Origin of the sequence: Proteus sp. G2618 (assembly GCF_009915995.1) — a bacterium.
GTDB lineage: Bacteria > Pseudomonadota > Gammaproteobacteria > Enterobacterales > Enterobacteriaceae > Proteus > Proteus terrae.
Genome location: NZ_JAABNI010000021.1, coordinates 134483 through 153146 on the forward strand (window position 1 = coordinate 134483; position 18664 = coordinate 153146).

The window sequence follows — 18664 nt, forward strand, 5'->3', positions numbered from 1 at the left end:
TAAGTGGTCATTAAGGTTTTATGATAGCGACGCTCGATTCTATCATAACGTGCTCAGAAAACTATCCCTTATCAAGGCTTGTTATTAATTGATAAGCAAGATTATCTAAAATAGCTTCGTCTATAAAATAGTCAAAAAATTTCGGTTCAGTGGCAGTATTTTTGTAAAATTGTTGATATGCTACTATATAGTTACGTTGTCACGGGATTTTGTATGAAATATCAACAATTAGAGAACCTAGAATGTGGCTGGAAGTGGGCCTACTTAGTAAAAAAACACCGCGAAGGTGAATTAATTACCCGTTATATAGAAAAAAGTGCAGCTGATGAAGTTATTGAGCAATTGTTGCTTCTTGAATCGCAACCATTAAAAGTTTTAGAGTGGATAGATCTGCATATGGATCCTGGTTTATCTAATCGGATGAAGCAAACTATTCGTGCTCGTAGAAAGCGTTATTTTAATGCAGAGCATCAACATACGCGCAAAAAATCAATCGACTTAACGTTTAAAGTTTGGCAACGCTTATCTGCATTGTCACAACGAAGAGGGATCACATTATCAGAAACGATAGTGCAATTAATCGAAGACGCTGAGCGAAAAGAACAATATGCATTGAAAGTGCATAGTTTAAAAGATGGGCTTATTGAGTTATTAGAACGCGATAAAGAAAAATAAGTTACATTAATTTTGGCTAACCGTCTTTGATAATTTATTTTTATAGTTATTTTTGTTCTCTGTTTTTATTGTGATATTTCATACCTGTTCGAAAACGTTTTTGTCTTTATGTTCCTACCTTAATTTTATCTCTATAAAGAAAAACCCTGCTAATGGCAGGGTTTTGAATTCATCAACAGTAGATTATTCTACTATATGAATTATTGACCAGGTTGAACAATAACTTCAGTTGTACCTTGGATTTCAATTTCAACACGACGGTCTGGCGCTAAGCAATCGATCAGAGCTGAACGAGCTTTAACGTTGTCACATGTGTTGCCAGTAACTGGGTTTTCTTTACCACGACCTTCTGCAGAGATGCTGTTTGCAGGGATACCTTTAGATACCAGGTAATCAACTACAGATTGAGCACGTTTTTCTGACAGAGGCAGGTTGTAGTTTTGTGAACCAATACGGTCAGTGTAACCAATAACTACTACACGACCTTGAGTTGGGTCGATGTTAGCCAGTTCATTGTACAGACCATTCAGAGCTTCTTGACCTTCAGCTTTCAGAGTAGATTTGTTGAAGTTAAACAGAACGTCTGAACGTAGAGTAAAGGTTTTGTTCTCAACAACTGGTGCTGGAGCTACAACTGGTGCTGGAGCTACAACTGGAGCTGGAGTTTCTTGGTTGAAGCGGTAAGCAACACCAACACTCAGCATGCCGTTGTCTGGACGCGTATTCAGAGTACCTTTATCACCAATGTTGTTGATCCACTGATATTCAACACGGGTAGCGATGTTTGGAGTGATCGCGTATTCAGTACCTAATGCGAATACTGGAGAAACACCAGTGTCGTTATTAGAGAAACGTTCTTGTTTTGGAGATAAAGAAGTAGCGTTTTTAGTTGCAGAAGAATCTGCACGCCATACCATACCACCTAAACGTGTATAAACGTCTAAGTCTTCCATTACTGGATAGCTTAATTTAGTGGTTAATTGGATACCTTGAGCACGGAATGCACCGTTGTCATATGAACCTTTATAAGTCATACGACCTAACCAATCATAACCCAGTTCAAAACCTAAGTATTGGTTGTACTGATAACCAGCAAATGCACCTGCACCTAACTGATCACGGTGAGTGTTACCGTTACCGATAGAAGTTTCACCGAAATGGTTACTTGTACCTTGGTATTGAGACCAACCTAATTTACCACCAGTATACCAGGTATTGTCTTTTGGAGCTGCTTGCGCTGCAGTTGCGAAAGCTGCCACTGCCACTGCTAATGCGATAGCTGTCTTTTTCATTTTACGCCTCGTTATCATCCAAGTTAGGCATTTGGCTTTAAGCCTTATTATTTGCCCTTGGTTAAATTATTGTTAGGAATCCAATGCTTTCATCAAGTGATGATCCCAAAAATGGGATTTAAAGCATAACCTTAACGACATAAAGTCTACAATGAACTTAAAAAGTTACAAGTAATCCTTTAAAATTCGACTTAAAATTTTAAAAAGATCCGCCTTATTCCACAATGGGAAAGATTCTGTATTTTTGTTAAATTTATTGTAACTATTTGATTTAGGTTATAAATGCATTTGACTTATCTTAAATGATACCAGGGTGTTTTGAGTATTAGGAAAACTCTTAAATTTCACTAATGGTAGTGAATTGAATGAATTTTTACGGAATTCAAATGTCGTTTAGATGCATTACTACTTTCTAAATGGATATTCGTACTAATTTGCTGTCGCATAATAAACCCGAGGGTTTTCCCTTTATTGGCAGCAGATTCTAACCGTTTCATCTCTTCTGACGATATTTCTGGTAACCAACCGAGCACTACACTGTAATTACCACTCACCAGTGCTTTTTCCATTAAATCAACAGTGGTTATCATATTTATATGATTTAATTGAATTATTTTGTTAAGCGGTAATCCTGCATTTTTTAACCAAGCACGATTTAGCTTTTGTTGTGGGTTTAGCCACAATAACCAGCGTGATTCATGGCTATACTGTTTTAGTAGTGGTAAAAGGATGTGATTAATGACGAGCGGATTTTGGTAGAGAAGTTCACTCACCATACCTTGTTTATTATTACTATCGTAAGTCGCCACTGTTGAAGGGATAGATAGAGGTAATACCTCATTTGAGATCTCTTGGAGAATGGTGTTCTGTCTTGTCGGAGATGATGTTGAGAGTTTCATGTTTACCTCTGCCTATATGCACTGTATGAATATACAGTATCTATAAATTTCGCTTAAATCAAGCTCATTTTTTTGAAAGTTCCTCTCAAATTTCATGTAAATCTCTATTTTTAAGTCGTTAACTATTGGCAATAAAAAGGAAATTCTTTATTGTCTTTCTTGTTATATCTTATGCATGTTTTTGAATTCAAAGATAAAATTTAATCTTAAAATTTGTGTTGGAGTTTCAATGTTATTTTTACCTGAGCAAAGGAAGGCTCATTTGTTATCGCGTATTGCGCAATATGGGGAGTTAACAACAAAGTCTCAATTTGGTGGTGTTAGCTTAATGATTGATGATGTTATGTTTGCTATCACGTCTGACAATGAGTTTTATTTAAAAGGAAGTGGTTTTTTAGAAACTCTCTATAAGGCAACAAAAATGAGTTCCTATACCTATTTGAAAAAAGGAATTCCTATCATATTGCGTTATTACCACATAACGGATTCGTTATGGGAAAATCAGCAAAAATTAGATCAATATATTGATATGTCATATCACTACAGCATTCAAGAATATTTAGGGCAACGAAAGAAGCCTTGCAGAATAAAAGACTTACCTAATCTAGGTGTGATATTAGAAAAAAGGTTGAATCAAATTGGTATTAATCAAGTTGAAGAACTGCGCTTAATCGGTGCTAAAGCGTGTTATCTAAAACTAATGCATAGCCAAAATTTGAGAAATAGTGAACTTTTACTTTCATTGGCAGGAGCAATTGTTGGGTGCCATCGTTCAGTATTGCCTAGTCAACTTAAAATGGAGTTATTAAATTGGTACAACGAATTGTCTTTTCAATAAGATAAAAGTAATGACCGTTATTTTCTCTAATGTGCTTATGGGAATTAGAGAAAATAACGTCAATTAGAGATTAGACTTGGGGTTGATGTAAGCTATTTGATTCACTTTGCTCAATAATTTGGATACAACTAATAATTTGTGGCAGTAAATCTAATAGTAATCGGATTTGAGTGAGTACCAATTGAATACGAGGATTATCTGCATTAGGTAATAGATTGATCCTTTCAATTAATTCTACATGAGATTGCTTAACCCCTTCATCTTGAGGCATTTTTCGACGTAAAGCAGAATCAATATAACAAACAGTATCATTAAGCAAAGTGAGTACATTCTCATCTTCTATTTTTGAACGATGAACGCCAAGTGCAGAAATATAACTGAGTAAAGTATGATTCAAGCAAAGCAACTGGAAAGCTACTTCTTGGGAAGCTTGATAACTTTTTGGCTCTGATGACATATTGGAGATCAGTGATGCTAACTCACCATCACTGCTATGGGCATTTCGACGAGCAATTCGATAACTCAAGCTATTATCTTTTCCTTGGTAATACTGAATAAGGATGGCATCAAGATAATAGCAGTTATTTGTCATTGTTTTTTGAATAACAACAGGCAATTGGCGGAATTTCCAATCAGGCCAAATAAAGCTGACTGCAAACCATGCTATGGCACAGCCAATTAAGGTATCGATAATACGGGGGAGGGCAACATCATAGCCTTCACCCAGTAAATTGAAGCTTAATAAAACTAATAAAGTAATAAATAGTGTTGCATGTGCATATTGTATGGTTCTAAATGCGAAAAAGAGCGTACCAGTTATCACAATTAAAACTAACTGACCTTCGATTGAAGGAACAAAATATAAAATAGGGAAACCGATTAAAATACCAATAATAGTACCACTCACACGTAAAGTAAGACGTCGGCGAGTAGCATTGTAGTTGGGTTGGCAAACAAACAGGCTGGTCAATAATATCCAATAGCCTCTATCCAATTGGAAAAATTGAATAATGGCATAACCAATACATAACACGAGTGACATCCTAACAGCATGTCTAAAAAGTGCTGATTTAGGCGTGAGATGCTCTTTTATTCTTAGTGCTATATCGCGCCATCCAGTTAAACCATCATCAGAAAGTTGCGTCTCTTCCTTTTGGTCATGAGATATTTGGTATTGCTCTGTACTAATACTTCGTAAAAGCGCATCAATACCTTGGAGATTTTGCAGTAAGTTATTTAAAGGTGTTATTAATTGTGGCTCTGAAGTTGTGTTTTTTAAATGACTTAATGCATTTTCTAAATAATTTATAGCGCGTTCTAATGAAGGATTATGCTGATATTTTTTATGCCAAAGAATAGATTGTGCAACTTGTTCACAAGCCCGAGCCTGCATAGAAAGTAGACGTTGAAAACGAAATAACACATCGCTATGTCGCAATTCACTACTTAATAGTTGGTATTGAACATGCGACGAACTTGCTCGCTCATGAATATCTTGAGCAACAAAATAGTAATGAAGTGTGAAACGACTACTACGTTGGCCCCTGTCACCTTTTAATCGACTTAATAATGTAACTTTAGTTTGGTTCATAGTGTCAATTAGTTGGCTATTTGCCATTGCTAAATTATAAAGCGAATGTTGATAGTCATCTTCAATATCAGGATCAAATAATGTTGCTTTAGCTTCGAGGTAAGTTGCAAGTTGTTGGTAGCAGCGTGTTAAATTGTCCTGAACTGGACGAATTGGGAATAATAAGTGACCAACTAATGTTAAAGAGTTATACCAGATAGCCCCTAACAGTAATAAAACGGGTTGTTCATACCATTCAGGGAAAATAGGCATACCCAACATAGTATAAATTGCGATTAATAAAGCACCAAAAGCAATAGTCGCGTAACGTTGCCCTAAAGCACCTAATAAAATAAATCCCCAAGTAGAAATGGCTAAACCACAAAAGAATAAAATAGGATATGGATAAAGCAGCCCTATTGATGCTGAAGCAAGAAGAAAACAGCATAAGGTAATAACGAGGTTTTTTAAACGACCAACAAGCCTATCATCTAAGTCAGTTAATGCGGCCGCTACCACGCCTAAAGTTAGAGGAATTGTATATTTAGGCTCTTGCCCTAAAATCCAAGGAAACAAAGTCGTTCCTGTAAGCGCGATTATTATGCGAATATAATATAAAAAGTGGCTATTATAGATAAATCGGCGGGCGCCATTTAGCAAAGTGAACACAAAAAGCCCTTAAATAAACAAGATGAAGATAATTACCTCTTAGAATATAGGGTTTATCACCGATTAAAAAGAGCTTAACAACAGACTATTTGTTATTTATTGCAGGAATTACGTATGGAACTGAAATCCACCCCGATGGGACAACGTTTAGCACAACATCCTTATAATAGAGTCAAATTGTTAAATGCAGGTATTGAAGTCAGTGGTGAAAAACATCAGTATTTAATTCCTTTTAACGAATTGATTAATATTTTCTGTAAAAAAGGGATTGTGTGGGGGGAATTAGAATTTTTATTGCCTGAAGATAAAGTTGTTCGATTACATGGAACAGACTGGGAAGAAACTCAGCAGTTTTATCGTTATCTTTATCAGACATGGCAAAATTGGAGCAAAGAAATGAGCGAAATAAGTGCTCAGGTTCTTGAGAAGCAACTCCATAATATTAATGAAATCACTCAATCAAATAGATGGATAAAACAGTCTAAACTGAGTGAAATTCAACAATCTATCAAAGAAAGCTTTTCTGCTATTCCTCTTCCTCTTGAACGCCTTATTCAATTTGATAATTGCCAAGCACTTTATCAGCAATGTTTGGAATGGCTAAAGCAAGGCGAAACACTTATTAATAAAGAAAACTCTGCATGGGTAACTCAAATATTAAATGAGCATGCGGAATTTTTTAATACAATTGAATCATCATCATTAAATGAATCACAATGTCGAGCCGTAATTAATGGCGAAGAAAATATTCTTGTTCTAGCGGGTGCGGGAAGTGGTAAAACATCGGTATTAGTCGCGAGAGCAGGTTGGTTATTACGTCGTCAGTTAGCGCAACCCGCTCAAATTTTATTACTTGCTTTTGGGCGTAAAGCCGCACAAGAAATGAATGAAAGACTTTCTAGTCGTTTAAATGCCGATATTATGGCAAAAACATTTCATGCACTGGCATTATCCATTATTCAACAAGCGACAAAAAAGCAACCTAAAATTAGTGAGCTTGAAATAAACAGTGAAAAAAGAAGATCTCTATTATTAGGTGAATGGCGAGAGCAGTGCCAACAGAAAAAAGCACAAGCAAAAGGGTGGAGAGAGTGGTTATCTCAAGAACTTGAATGGGATATCCCCGACGGTGAGTTTTGGCATGATAAAAAATTAGAAAACCAAGTTGCTGTAAGATTAGAGCGTTGGGTTGGTTTATTAAGAATGCAAGGTGGTAGCCAAAAGTCTCTGATCGAAAGTGTACAGCCTGAATATACAGACGCCTTTAAAAAGTATTTAAAATTATTATCACCATTATTAAAAGCTTGGAAAACGGCACTAAAAGAAGAAGAAGCGATCGACTTTTCTGGCTTATTACATCAAGCTATTAATCTAATTGAAAAAGGGCGTTTTATTAGCCCATGGAAACATATTCTTGTTGATGAATTCCAAGATATTTCACCCTTAAGAGCTTCATTATTAACCGCATTAAAACAGCAGAATAAACAAACATCTCTATTTGCAGTGGGAGATGATTGGCAAGCCATTTATCGTTTTAGTGGCGCAGAATTATTATTAACGACTTCTTTCCATCGTTCTTTTGGCGAAGGTGCTGAATGTGCACTAGATACGACTTATCGCTTTAATGACACGATAGGAAATATTGCCAATACGTTTATTCAACAAAACCCAACTCAATTATCTAAGCCTTTAAATAGTTTAGTGAAAGGTAATAAAAAGTCAGTTGTACTGTTATCTGACGATCAACTTGAAAACTTACTAAATAAAATGAGTGGTTATGTAGAAGAAAATGAAACTATTCTTTTACTTGCTCGTTATCACTATTTAAAACCAGAATTATTAAAAAAAGCAAAAACACGCTGGCCTAAATTAGACCTACAATTTATGACTTTTCATGCTTCAAAAGGGCAACAAGCGGATTACGTTATTATTTTAGGTTTACAAGAAGGTAAAGATGGTTTTCCAGCACCAGCAAGAGAATCGATTATTGAATTAGCATTACTGCCTAGTGTTGAAGATTATCCTAATGCAGAAGAACGACGTTTAATGTATGTCGCTTTAACAAGAGCAAAAAAACAAGTATGGCTATTATTTAATAAACAACAGCCATCTTGTTTTGTTTCAGAGCTAAAGTCTCAAGGTGTTCCTATACAGCGCAAACCTTAGATTATTTTAATCTATCTTTTAAATAACCTTCGTAATCTGGAATTTTAATTGTAGATTCTTGTGAAAAAAGAGGTGATGAAATTAAAAAGTTCGCAGTTGCACGATTCGTTGCAACTGGGATATTCCAGACAGTAGCTAAGCGCAGAAGAGCTTTAACATCTGGGTCGTGCGGAACGGCATTTAATGGATCCCAAAAGAAAATCATAATATCAATTTTCTTTTCAGCAATCATTGCACCTATTTGTTGGTCGCCACCCATTGGGCCACTTAGCATTTGAGTAACAGTAAGACCAGTGTGGTGATTAATTAAATTACCGGTAGTTCCTGTTGCAAATAACTTGTGTAGAGACAGTTGTTCACGATTATTTTCAACCCATTCCAGTAATGAGCTTTTACAGTGGTCATGGGCAACAAGCGCGATATTTTTTTCTTTTAAGAGCGTGCGGTCAATTTGTTCCATTTGATACCTTTAAAAATAAATATAGTAATTGTTCCAGTTTTCAAAATACCTTTTTTTTATCTTATAAGCTATGAACAGATCAAGATACTATGATGTATCATAATATTTTCAATCTTCATGATGAACGGAGTAGATAAATGGTGGATTCAGATATTTATGACATTTTAAGAAGCGTTAAGACCATTGCGCTTGTTGGTGCGAGTAATAAAGAAGATCGCCCAAGCTATAAAGTCATGAAATTCCTATTAGAACAAGGCTATGATGTTATTCCTGTTAATCCAGGTATGTCAGGTCAAACCCTATTGGGGCAACAATGTTATGCCTCATTAAAAGATATTCCTGTTGCTGTTGATATGGTTGATGTTTTTCGTCAATCTGATGTTGCATTAGAAATTGCACAAGAAGCAATTGAAATTAATGCCAAAGTATTATGGTTGCAAATTGGTGTTATTAATGAAAACGCTAAAGATTTAGCTGAAGATGCAGGGTTGCGTGTGGTAATGGATCGCTGCCCTAAAAAAGAAATTGAAGCACATGGCCTTCCTTGGTAATACACTAAAATAAAATCGCCGAAAACAAATCGGCGATTATCATTTCATTCAGATCACTGCTTATATAGATTAATTAAGTTAATTTCTTAATCGTGGTGCCTGTAATTGGCTACGAATTGACTGTGATAACTCATCTAATGAGTCATTATCTAAGTGTTCATCTGAAACTTCATAAGTTATCTGCGCTTCAGCAAGATAAGTATGAACGGGTTGTCCTTCATCATCTTCCATCACAACATGGTACCAAGGTGCTGCTCGCAAGGTCACATTAGATGCAATATCATCCTCATTAGGTTGATCAAGGGAATATTCAGCATCCACATCGACAACAACGCCTAAGTAGCCGAGTAATTTATGTCTAACTTGCTGTCCTATCCCAAATTTGCTGGCGGTCATCATAGTATCACCTCCATATAGCCTTGCTTATTGGTTATATATATGAGGGTACAAAGTGAAATTTCAAGGATTTGAAAAAAATATAATCCTTTGCTTTCATTATGAATAAAGAACCTCACAAAATCAGATTATCTATTGTATAAAGAAAAGACAATAACCTAGACAGAATTTTTATTTGAAAATACTATTAGAAGGGCATATGAAAATCGGTAGAGAATATATTATTCAAGGGCGAGTTCAAGGTGTTGGTTTTCGTTTTTTTACTTATCAATGGATGAAAAAACAACCAATAACAGGATATGTTTGGAATCGTGATGATGGTAGCGTGGGAGTAAAGGCTTTTGCGAAAGAAAATGCGTTAAAAGAATTTGAGGATTGGTTAGAAGCTGGTGGCCCAAGAAGCGCCAAAATTACATTTTGGTCAGCAACATCTTGTGAATATGAAAAAATGGTAGATTTTTCAATCCACCATTATGAGTAATATTATTTTAATGATTTCTAATTATCTTTATCGAAAGATAATATTAAATACATTTAACGGGTTTTGGTAAACCAGCAAGTTTTGTAGCTTGTTTTGCAGGGCCTTTAGGAAACAAACGATAAAGATAACGGCTATTTCCCTTTTCATCGCCATATTTTTGTGCAAGTGCTTTTACTAGCATACGAATAGCAGGAGAGGTATTAAACTCTAAATAAAATTGGCGAACAAAACGGATAATCTCCCAATGTTGTTCTGTAAGCTCAATTTCTTCTAGTTCAGCTAATGTTGGAACCATATCTTCATTCCACTCATTGCTATTTTTTAAATAACCGTGACTATCTGTCTCGATTTCTTTTCCGTTAAATACAAACATGTGAGTAGCAACCAATCAAAAATAATACCGCTAATTTAGCAAAAATAAGGAAAATACCCAAGTAGAACCCATAAATCGTTGATAAATTAAGCCATTGACTTGTGATGCGTTTAATTTTACGGCAAACAGTACGATAAGGGCTTTACAACATAAGCATAGGTGTTTATATTGCTCCCCATTGCGGAGGGGTGGCCGAGCGGCTGAAGGCAGCGGTCTTGAAAACCGCCGATGGGAAACCATCCGAGAGTTCGAATCTCTCCTCCTCCGCCATCTTCACTTCTAGCAACGTCTTCTAAAGTTTCCCAATCCCAAGTAAATCAAGCATTTCAACTAAATCCCATTATTCCAACGTCTACTATCGTCTATTGAAAATTACCCCCTCTAGCTGATACATATGGGGTACATTTATACCCCATGATTTGAGTATCCCCAAATGAAGCTAACCACCTTTAAAAATATTGCCCTTGAATGGTATAAAGGCAGAAAGGATCGCTGGTCTGTTGGTTATCGTGATGACATGATGGACGCATTCGAAAAAGACGTCTTTCCTTATATAGGTAATCGCCCGATTGCTGAAATCAACCCATGGAATTACTTGAAGTGCTTTCTATTATGGAAAAGCGCGGAGCAACCGAGAAGCTAAAGAAAGTGCGTCAACGTTGTGGCGAGGTATGGAAGTACGCCATTATTACTGGTAGGACTGAGTATAATCCTGCGCCAGATTTAGCCAGTGCCTTTGTACCACATAAGCGTGAGCACTACCACTACGCCCACCTTTCAGTTAGTGAATTACCAGAGTTTCTTTCTTCTATAGATAAGTACATGGGGAGCCAGATTGTGAGAGTGGCACTGAGGATACTTATATTAACTGGAGTTCGACCAGGCGAATTGAGAAAAGTGGAATGGTCAGAAATTAATTTTGATACTGGAGTATGGGAAATACCGGCTGAAAAAATGAAAATGCGTCGCCTTCATATTGTACCATTATCAGAGTAGGTTATTGAGTTGCTAAAACAGATACACCCAATCAACGGAATTAAGCATAATCAACAGGTATATCTACATACGGGATAATCCCGTATCATTATGGATAAATTAATGTTTAGATCACCCCTAGAAATTGGAATTATTATCCGATGTTCCAGAGTCCCTATAAGCATTTTATTTTAACCAATAGCTTATATTGTGATGGTATCAAGATTAATAAACCAAAAATTAAAAAAGCAAAATTAATCAAGATCACCACGTCAGGAACGGTAATAAAAACACCAGAGCGAATTAAAACAGCCACAGGTAAAGTTATGGCCACAATGACTATTCAGGCCGAGAGTGACAAGCGTAGTCCATACCCATTAAAGATAGTGGCATTCGATATTAACGCGCTGGAGCTAATGACCTGCCAGAAAGGAAATAAAGTAACCGCTACAGATCGCTATGAATGGTTTAATGGTTATCAGCTAACAGGGGTACAGATAGTTACTTGCTAGCATCTGTATGTAAATATAATCTTTAATGTTAATTTGTGTTTGTGACGAGAGTTTTATCAAAATGAAAAATTTATTAGTTTCAGTTGGTTGTGTTTTTGCTTTATCTGGATGTGCCGTGACAGAATATAATTACACTCCAGACTCGTATAAAATAAGCGAGCCGAAAGTAGGGAGTGTTAATCGTGCGATCATAGGTCAAACTTTAGTAAGAGAAGGTAACATAAGTGAACTGAGTGCGATTAAGATACTAACCCCAATACAAATAGATTTGGTTTATAAAATTATTCCTGGTGTATTCAAAAAAGTTGGTTCAAGCGACAAAGGTGATTTTTATATGCCAACTCAAACTATTGACTCTGGTTCTGTAGTTGTTGAGGAGCTTGGTCAACCATGGAGTTCAATTTTAATAAAAAAAGGAACTAATACTGATGAAATTTGTATTGTAACTGACTTGAATGTAGTTGTTTGTAGCGATAAGGCTAAAATTGAATATCTTAAGCTAAATAATTCCGATGGTAATTCATTTGAGCAGGCTTTAATTTTTAATGGGATAAATGATCAAATTGTAGATATTAGTTATAGAAAAATAGGCTCAAATATAGAAAATCAAGGGTTTGGTAATAATATTCAATATAACCTTAAAGAAAATAATATTATTTCTTATGAAAATGTTAAATTGAAAATTATAAATAGCTCTGACAATTCATTGACATATGAAGTTATAAGTAATTTCTCTGGTAATTAGAACCCGCGAAAACGAATAATTTTTCCAACACATAGCGTTAAACATATAAAGCAAGTTTTTTGTTTAACGCTGCCATCGTAACGCTGAAATATTAGAGCTGATAATTTCCCATATATAAAAAATCATCAATGAGCTAGTTACTGGGCTACACACGGAATCACAATTATTTATATCATTTTTGACACTGATAGCATCAATTTTGACGTTACGTTGATCTAAAGTCCTAGAAATCGTTGACATTACGCTGGTGGGCTTGCCTATATGTTTGACGCTATCGAAATATCACCCTTATATAAATATATTTCTATAAGTCCGAATTGATCATAACTATAAGTGCGTTAAAGCCAGTTGTATCAATGCTTACGGGATGGTTGATAGATAAAATATACGTCAACGTAACGTCAACAATATAAGGTGTTTTTTGTTGATCTAATGATGTATTTCTCTGTATTTATTCGTCTCTGAAATTTTAGCCTTATAGCTCACGGTAAATAGGCTATTTCCCCTCTTTAAACTAACCCACAATTAGTTACCTACCTTAAACTGCCCCTCTTTAAGATGGCTAGTTCAATTAGCTAGAAAATATCTAATTAATCTTAAATCAGCCTATATAAATTTAGTTACTTGTTCGCTTAGTTAATACATAGTTAATCTACCAAAATACTGTTTAATGACTTTCATGCTGAGGAATAAATATGATTATTCGTTGTTATAGCGGCAAAATAGGCGAAAACAAAATAGATGAGCTTACCAATTTGTTGTATAGATGCGTCCTTGGTGGTGCTAGTGTTGGGTATACTGACGCAGAAGCTCAAATTGATGATATGAGAAATTATTGGATTAGCATTAGTGACTCATTATCCATGAATAATTTTAAGCTTGTTTCAGTAGAGGTCGACAATAAAATTGTTGGCGTTGTTGGGCTTGAGCTATGCACAAAACCAAATGGCAAGCACCGAGGCGAAATTTGTAAGTTATTAGTGCTGCCTGACTACAGACGTAAGGGGCTTGCAAGAAAATTGATGCTAGAGGCTGAGCAAATAGCATGGGAATTAGGATTGTCACTTTTAACACTAGATACAAATACGAAAGGTGTAACAGTCAGTCTATACAGCTCGTTAGGGTGGCGGGTTAGCGGAGAAATCCCTGCTTTTGCACAATCAGTTAATGGCGAACTTGAATCAACTACTATCATGTTCAAACTCAGGCCAGAAAATAAAGTTTAAATAATATTGGTTGATGGCAAGTCAATTTGAGATTACATCCGTGTTAGTTTTACGGTTCCGTTTGAAACGGAGTCGTGAAAAACACAGGGTAGGGTTATTTCTGGTTGGTGTTTTATTATCTACAATGAAATTACTATTGATGATATTTATGCAATGATGTTACTGGAAAGTATAGGGCTAACATGAGATTAAAAATCACCTCAAAACAGGCATGATAAAAATATTAGGGGGTACATTTTGGGGGAACTATAAAGTTAGAATTTAAATAATTATTTTATCTTTTTTATGGGGAGTTATTGGCATGTCAGGGCTGTTTTTTTCGTTCTATTAAATAGGTGAGAAAATAATCAATAAAACTCACCTATTTAATATCAAAATAATTTTAAAGACTTATTTATTGATTTCATTATTCTGAGCTTGAAGATAATCAGTGAGAAATGCTTGTGCATTACCTTCATGGGATATCCCTTCAGCGTAATTTACTGATATAGGCTGAGGTTCTCCTGGTATATAAAGGTTACCACAGCATTTATTCTCAATAATTAGAGCAACAAATTTATTTCCATTAGTATTTATTGAATATCGGGTATCTCTACTTGTTTTTTCGACCTGCATCTTCTGAATTTTTAAATTCCAGTCATGATCAATACCTTCGATCTGTACTAATGCTTCATTAGCATTACGATCACCAATACGTAGAGTCCAAACAATCACTCCTTGTTGACCTTTATAGGCAATGACATTATTTGCCACATCAGGGCGTTGCTCTGCATGTGCGTTCCCTATTATGCAGGTAAATAATATAGCGATTAAAGCTATTAATTTTTTATAACTAGCCATATTTTTTATCCTAATATATTGTTATATATAAATAATTATGTAAGCACTAATATTCGATTACTATGATATTAGTTATCATAATAGATTTGTTTATTTTTAAACATAGCATGAAGTTATTATTAGGATATTTCTTGTTTAATTTTCAAGAAAATATTAATCAATTATTATTGAGAGAAAGTAACCTTAACTTTTAAATAATATAATAAAAATTGATACAGAGAAGCTACACTTCTCTGTATTTTTCTATTTGATTCAGATTACAAAGATAAAATTCGTTCAGATATTAGTGACATTAATTTTTCCGATTGAACATCGGTGATTATCATCGTATTCATACGACATTCATTCAAATTGCTATTATTTTTAGGTGGTCTTAGATCATCGTGGACTGTTGCAAAACTTAAACCAAAAAGTTTGCGTGATTCATATTCAATATCAATATGCCCATTTATACCGGTGAAAATATCTGGGCGGATTAGATAACCTATTACACAAGGATCATGTAAGAAGGGATCAAATGCAGCATATCCACGAGACATTTTTGCTGCTGTTCTAGCAATGACATTACCTTGCTCTAACGACTGACATAAACCTGCTCGAATATCAGCTTTATGTGTGACATCTAATCCCAACATAGTAATGTGTTCTGCTGTATCAAAGACAATATGTGCCGCGTGTGGATCGACATGAAAATTGAATTCGGCTGCTGGTGTTATATTCCCATTACAAAATGCAGCCCCTCCCATTAGTACAATATCTTTCACATTATCCTTAAGCCTTGGTTCTTTTAGCATTGCCATGGCGATATTAGTAAGTGGTGCTGTCGGGCAAAGGGTGACTTCTTTAGGATTAGACATCACAGTATCAATAATAAAATCGACGGCATGTATATCGGGATAAGTGTAATTAGATTTTGGTAACATCACACCAGCAAGGCCGTTATTGCCGTGTACTTGTGTCTTACTTCCCCTACGTGCTATCAAAGGTCGTTCACATCCTCTGGCTAAAGGAATATCAGGCCGTGACACAAATGAAAGAATATTACGAGCATTCTCATGAACTTTATCTAACTCAACATTTCCAGCTACTGTTGTGATCCCCAGCACTTTTATTTCTGGTGACGCCAACGCCAGTAAAATAGCAATAGCGTCATCTACACCCGGATCACAATCTATAATAATTTTAGTCATATACTTCTCCTTTGATAACTTACATAACACATTGAATAACAACTAGAATTAAAAACATGACTCATGAAATAAATATCAGCTAATAAAAATACCAACCATAGTTGCAGATAAGCAACTCACTAACGTTGAACCCACAATCAGTCTAAAACTATTCGCCGCTATCATTTTTCCATGTTCTTTGCTGATACTGGCGACACAAGCAATAATCATTCCGACTGAACCAAAATTTGCGAACGAAATTAGGAATACAGAGATAATGGCTTCTGTTCTTGGGCTCAGATCACCCAATTTGATATAGTCAACCATTGCAACAAATTCATTCGTTAAAATTTTTGTGGCAATAATTTGCCCGAACTCAATACTGTCCTGCCAAGGGACACCAAGCACAAATGCAATAGGAGAGAAAATATAACCAAGAAGGCCTTGGAAACTTATTCCTATGAGGCGTAAAAAAATATCATTCAACATGCTAATTAGAGCAATAAAGCCAAGAAGCATTGGAACTATCGCTAGAATTAATTTAAAACCATCGAGCATATGCTCTGTTAGTACTTCAAAAAAACTATGATGTTCATTTTTAGGGCCAGAAAAATGGTTCGATATCTCAATAGGATCATTAGGGTTAATAATGGAAACAATAACGAAAGTACTAAAAAAGTTTAGGCAAACACCAATAAATACAAACTGAGGTGATAACATTTGAGTATAAGCACCCAATATTGCGATATCGACAGTAGACAACGAGCATGCAGCTATTGTATACATTTGTGGTTTTGTTAAATTGGGTATGTATTCTTTAATCGAAACATATACGGCCATCATACCTACAATGACAGCACTAACTGCTGAAAACGATTCAAGTTTACCTACTTTGGCTATTTTATTAATAAGGTATCCGATAGTAAGAATAATCAAACGTAGAATACCAAAATATTTTAATATCCCAATAATTGAACAAATAAATACTAAAGGCATTAGAGCAACAATAACGAACACAATAGGTGTTTTTGTGCTTATATCTCCAAATACAAAATCAATTCCTTTATTTGCATGATGTACTAAATATTCTATACCTATATTCGTCGTATTAAGAATTGAGATCCCAATAGATGTGTGTAGAAGTATAAAAGCAACGGAGGCCTCTATTAATAAAAGAATAATAATAGGAATAAATTTTATTTTTATTTTATTAGCATTAAAACTAATAGAAGATGCGACTATAAAAATTAAGAGAAGGCTAATAATGAAAATTAAATATTTCATAACGACCTCGATTATATAATTTATTAACGGGGTGGGTTATTTGTGCACTTCCCTTACATACGCTCTTTTTTTAATCTGGCATCAACACTTGTTCTAGATGGCATTGATGATGCCCCTTTTTTTTCAACGGCCAATGATGCATAAGCAATAGAAAACTTAATTGCTTCATCCATATTTTTACCTTCTATTAATTTTGCGGCTAAAGCACCTGTAAATGCATCACCAGCACCACTTGTATCAACGACAGATGCATTCATCGCTTTGTAATATTTCATCGTGCTACCATTGAAATAAAGAGCACCACTGTCACCAAGTGTCATTACTATTTCTTTAACACCTAAATTGTGTATTGCTTTTATGGCTTCCTGTGCTGAAATAACGCTATCAATTTTAATGTTTGATATTAATTCTGCTTCTGTTCCATTCGGTATTAATAAATCAATAGATGGCAAATGTGAGACAATTTGATCTGAATAGGGCGCTGGGTTAAGAATGACATAACATCCCGATTTTTTTGCTATTTCAATCGCAAACTTGGTCGCTTCTATATTATTTTCTAATTGAGTAAGAAAAACACTTGCCGATTGTAGATTATTAATATCTGAAAGAATTTCAGCTTTAGTGATTGTTGCATTAGCCCCTAGATCAATAACAATACTATTGTTACCAGTAGCGTTCTCAACCATAACTAATGCATTCCCTGTTTTTGCATTGGCATCCTTAATTAATGTATATGAACTTATTTTTGTAGTGCCGAAATATTTTTCTGCGGTAGCACCAAATGAATCGTCGCCTACTTTAACAAAAAAATGTACATGATCATTTAATTCAGCAGCTGCAACCGCTTGATTTGCACCTTTCCCTCCAGGGAAAAAATTTGTCGAAATTGCTTTGATTGTCTCTCCAACAAAAGGAAATCTTTCAACTTCTGTGACAACATCTAAATTGAAAGATCCTAAAATATATAATGAGCATTTATCTGCAGTTTTTTTATCTCTACCTTGTTCTTCGCAATCAATTTGAAGTACTCTGGTTTCATCAATAGTTCTATTTATTATTGGTTCTAATTCAATTTTTTGTAATCTCACTCCACCATGAAATTTAGTTGCTATACCTAATAACTCTAATTCATCTATGTATCTTCTTACGGTTCTTTCCGATACATGAAGTAGAGCACTGAGTTCTTTTACGTAGATAGAATTATCTTTCACTAATTTTTTTCTGATAAATGCAATACTACTCTTTTTTTTCATATCACCCCTCGTTTGTTAAAAAATGTTTTACCATTTGTTAGGATGATAGAGGTTAATCAAGTTTATTCTGCTTGAGTAGTCACGTTTTTTGCTCGTAATTGGACAATTATCTGTCCGTTTAGATAAATTTTAAGGAAAATGTTTGGATAACGCAGTTTGCTTATGTTAAATGGACGGGTTAGTTAAAATCGTCCATTTAACGTCAAAGTAGTTAGCGAAACCATATCAGACCCGAATATTTATTGTTGGATGCCGTTCTATTAAAACGAATTTATTTGTAGTCAGATAAA

General features: G+C 35.0%; 18 protein-coding genes, 1 tRNA gene and 2 pseudogenes. 10 read left to right on the plus strand and 11 right to left on the minus strand.

From position 1 onward, the window contains the following. Nucleotides 1-213 precede the first annotated feature (213 nt). Nucleotides 214-675, plus strand: a complete 462-nt coding sequence (gene matP / locus GWJ01_RS11440) for a macrodomain Ter protein MatP (RefSeq protein WP_109393575.1) — start codon at nt 214-216, stop codon at nt 673-675. Nucleotides 676-875: 200 nt separating this feature from the next. Here matP and ompA read toward each other — a convergent pair whose 3' ends face one another. Then, nucleotides 876-1967: a porin OmpA gene (gene ompA, locus GWJ01_RS11445; RefSeq protein ID WP_109393576.1), complete on the minus strand. Its 1092-nt coding sequence runs from the start codon at nt 1965-1967 to the stop codon at nt 876-878. 347 nt (nt 1968-2314) lie between these two features. Continuing rightward, nucleotides 2315-2866 (minus strand): SOS-induced cell division inhibitor SulA, encoded by a 552-nt coding sequence (gene sulA, locus GWJ01_RS11450; protein WP_109402641.1) that lies wholly within the window; start codon nt 2864-2866, stop codon nt 2315-2317. Between the two features lie 229 nt (nt 2867-3095). Here sulA and GWJ01_RS11455 point away from each other — a divergent pair, with 229 nt between their 5' ends. Then, nucleotides 3096-3704 (plus strand): TfoX/Sxy family DNA transformation protein, encoded by a 609-nt coding sequence (locus tag GWJ01_RS11455; RefSeq protein ID WP_109393578.1) that lies wholly within the window; start codon nt 3096-3098, stop codon nt 3702-3704. Between the two features lie 70 nt (nt 3705-3774). Here GWJ01_RS11455 and yccS read toward each other — a convergent pair whose 3' ends face one another. Then, nucleotides 3775-5943: a YccS family putative transporter gene (gene yccS, locus GWJ01_RS11460; protein ID WP_161711107.1), complete on the minus strand. Its 2169-nt coding sequence runs from the start codon at nt 5941-5943 to the stop codon at nt 3775-3777. A gap of 114 nt (nt 5944-6057) precedes the next feature. On the opposite strand from yccS, the gene helD reads away from it, so the two are divergent. Next, nucleotides 6058-8109, plus strand: a complete 2052-nt coding sequence (helD, locus tag GWJ01_RS11465; RefSeq protein ID WP_161711108.1) for a DNA helicase IV — start codon at nt 6058-6060, stop codon at nt 8107-8109. Nucleotide 8110: 1 nt separating this feature from the next. On the opposite strand, the gene GWJ01_RS11470 is transcribed toward helD, so the two are convergent. Then, the gene (locus tag GWJ01_RS11470) at nt 8111-8569 is read right to left on the minus strand and encodes a methylglyoxal synthase (protein WP_109393581.1); all 459 of its coding nucleotides are present in this window, start codon (nt 8567-8569) and stop codon (nt 8111-8113) included. 137 nt (nt 8570-8706) lie between these two features. Here GWJ01_RS11470 and GWJ01_RS11475 point away from each other — a divergent pair, with 137 nt between their 5' ends. Next, the gene (locus GWJ01_RS11475; protein ID WP_109393582.1) at nt 8707-9120 is read left to right on the plus strand and encodes a CoA-binding protein; all 414 of its coding nucleotides are present in this window, start codon (nt 8707-8709) and stop codon (nt 9118-9120) included. A 78-nt stretch (nt 9121-9198) separates the two neighbouring features. On the opposite strand, the gene hspQ is transcribed toward GWJ01_RS11475, so the two are convergent. Beyond that, nucleotides 9199-9519: a heat shock protein HspQ gene (hspQ, locus tag GWJ01_RS11480; RefSeq protein ID WP_006537351.1), complete on the minus strand. Its 321-nt coding sequence runs from the start codon at nt 9517-9519 to the stop codon at nt 9199-9201. A 196-nt stretch (nt 9520-9715) separates the two neighbouring features. On the opposite strand from hspQ, the gene GWJ01_RS11485 reads away from it, so the two are divergent. Next, nucleotides 9716-9997 (plus strand): acylphosphatase, encoded by a 282-nt coding sequence (locus GWJ01_RS11485; protein ID WP_161711109.1) that lies wholly within the window; start codon nt 9716-9718, stop codon nt 9995-9997. A 43-nt stretch (nt 9998-10040) separates the two neighbouring features. Here the strand turns inward: GWJ01_RS11485 and tusE are convergent, their stop codons facing one another. Further along, a complete protein-coding gene (gene tusE, locus GWJ01_RS11490; protein WP_023581360.1) occupies nt 10041-10370 on the minus strand; it encodes a sulfurtransferase TusE in 330 nt (109 codons plus the stop codon). A 182-nt stretch (nt 10371-10552) separates the two neighbouring features. Between tusE and GWJ01_RS11495 the strand changes: the two genes are divergently transcribed. From GWJ01_RS11495 to GWJ01_RS11515, 5 genes and pseudogenes are all read left to right on the plus strand, one after another. Further along, nucleotides 10553-10640, plus strand: a tRNA-Ser gene (locus GWJ01_RS11495). A 175-nt stretch (nt 10641-10815) separates the two neighbouring features. Continuing rightward, nucleotides 10816-11363, plus strand: a pseudogene (locus GWJ01_RS11500) (tyrosine-type recombinase/integrase); the annotation flags it as partial. A 143-nt stretch (nt 11364-11506) separates the two neighbouring features. Continuing rightward, a complete protein-coding gene (locus tag GWJ01_RS18860) occupies nt 11507-11857 on the plus strand; it encodes a hypothetical protein (protein WP_237585715.1) in 351 nt (116 codons plus the stop codon). 61 nt (nt 11858-11918) lie between these two features. After that, nucleotides 11919-12602 carry a hypothetical protein gene (locus GWJ01_RS11510; protein ID WP_202611193.1) on the plus strand — a complete coding sequence of 228 codons (684 nt, stop codon included), beginning with the start codon at nt 11919-11921 and terminating at the stop codon, nt 12600-12602. Nucleotides 12603-13297: 695 nt separating this feature from the next. Beyond that, the gene (locus tag GWJ01_RS11515; protein ID WP_109393653.1) at nt 13298-13828 is read left to right on the plus strand and encodes a GNAT family N-acetyltransferase; all 531 of its coding nucleotides are present in this window, start codon (nt 13298-13300) and stop codon (nt 13826-13828) included. Between the two features lie 390 nt (nt 13829-14218). Here the strand turns inward: GWJ01_RS11515 and GWJ01_RS11520 are convergent, their stop codons facing one another. The 5 genes and pseudogenes from GWJ01_RS11520 to GWJ01_RS11535 all read right to left on the minus strand — a co-directional run bounded on the left by GWJ01_RS11520 (nt 14219) and on the right by GWJ01_RS11535 (nt 18374). Beyond that, the gene (locus tag GWJ01_RS11520) at nt 14219-14668 is read right to left on the minus strand and encodes a hypothetical protein (RefSeq protein WP_109393654.1); all 450 of its coding nucleotides are present in this window, start codon (nt 14666-14668) and stop codon (nt 14219-14221) included. A gap of 257 nt (nt 14669-14925) precedes the next feature. Beyond that, nucleotides 14926-15858, minus strand: a complete 933-nt coding sequence (locus tag GWJ01_RS11525) for a nucleoside hydrolase (RefSeq protein WP_109402746.1) — start codon at nt 15856-15858, stop codon at nt 14926-14928. 75 nt (nt 15859-15933) lie between these two features. After that, nucleotides 15934-16833: a nucleoside transporter C-terminal domain-containing protein gene (locus tag GWJ01_RS11530; protein WP_231135734.1), complete on the minus strand. Its 900-nt coding sequence runs from the start codon at nt 16831-16833 to the stop codon at nt 15934-15936. Between the two features lie 54 nt (nt 16834-16887). Further along, nucleotides 16888-17121 (minus strand): annotated as a pseudogene (locus tag GWJ01_RS18865) (Na+ dependent nucleoside transporter N-terminal domain-containing protein); the annotation flags it as partial. 53 nt (nt 17122-17174) lie between these two features. Further along, nucleotides 17175-18374: a ribokinase gene (locus GWJ01_RS11535; protein ID WP_161711111.1), complete on the minus strand. Its 1200-nt coding sequence runs from the start codon at nt 18372-18374 to the stop codon at nt 17175-17177. Nucleotides 18375-18664 lie beyond the last annotated feature (290 nt).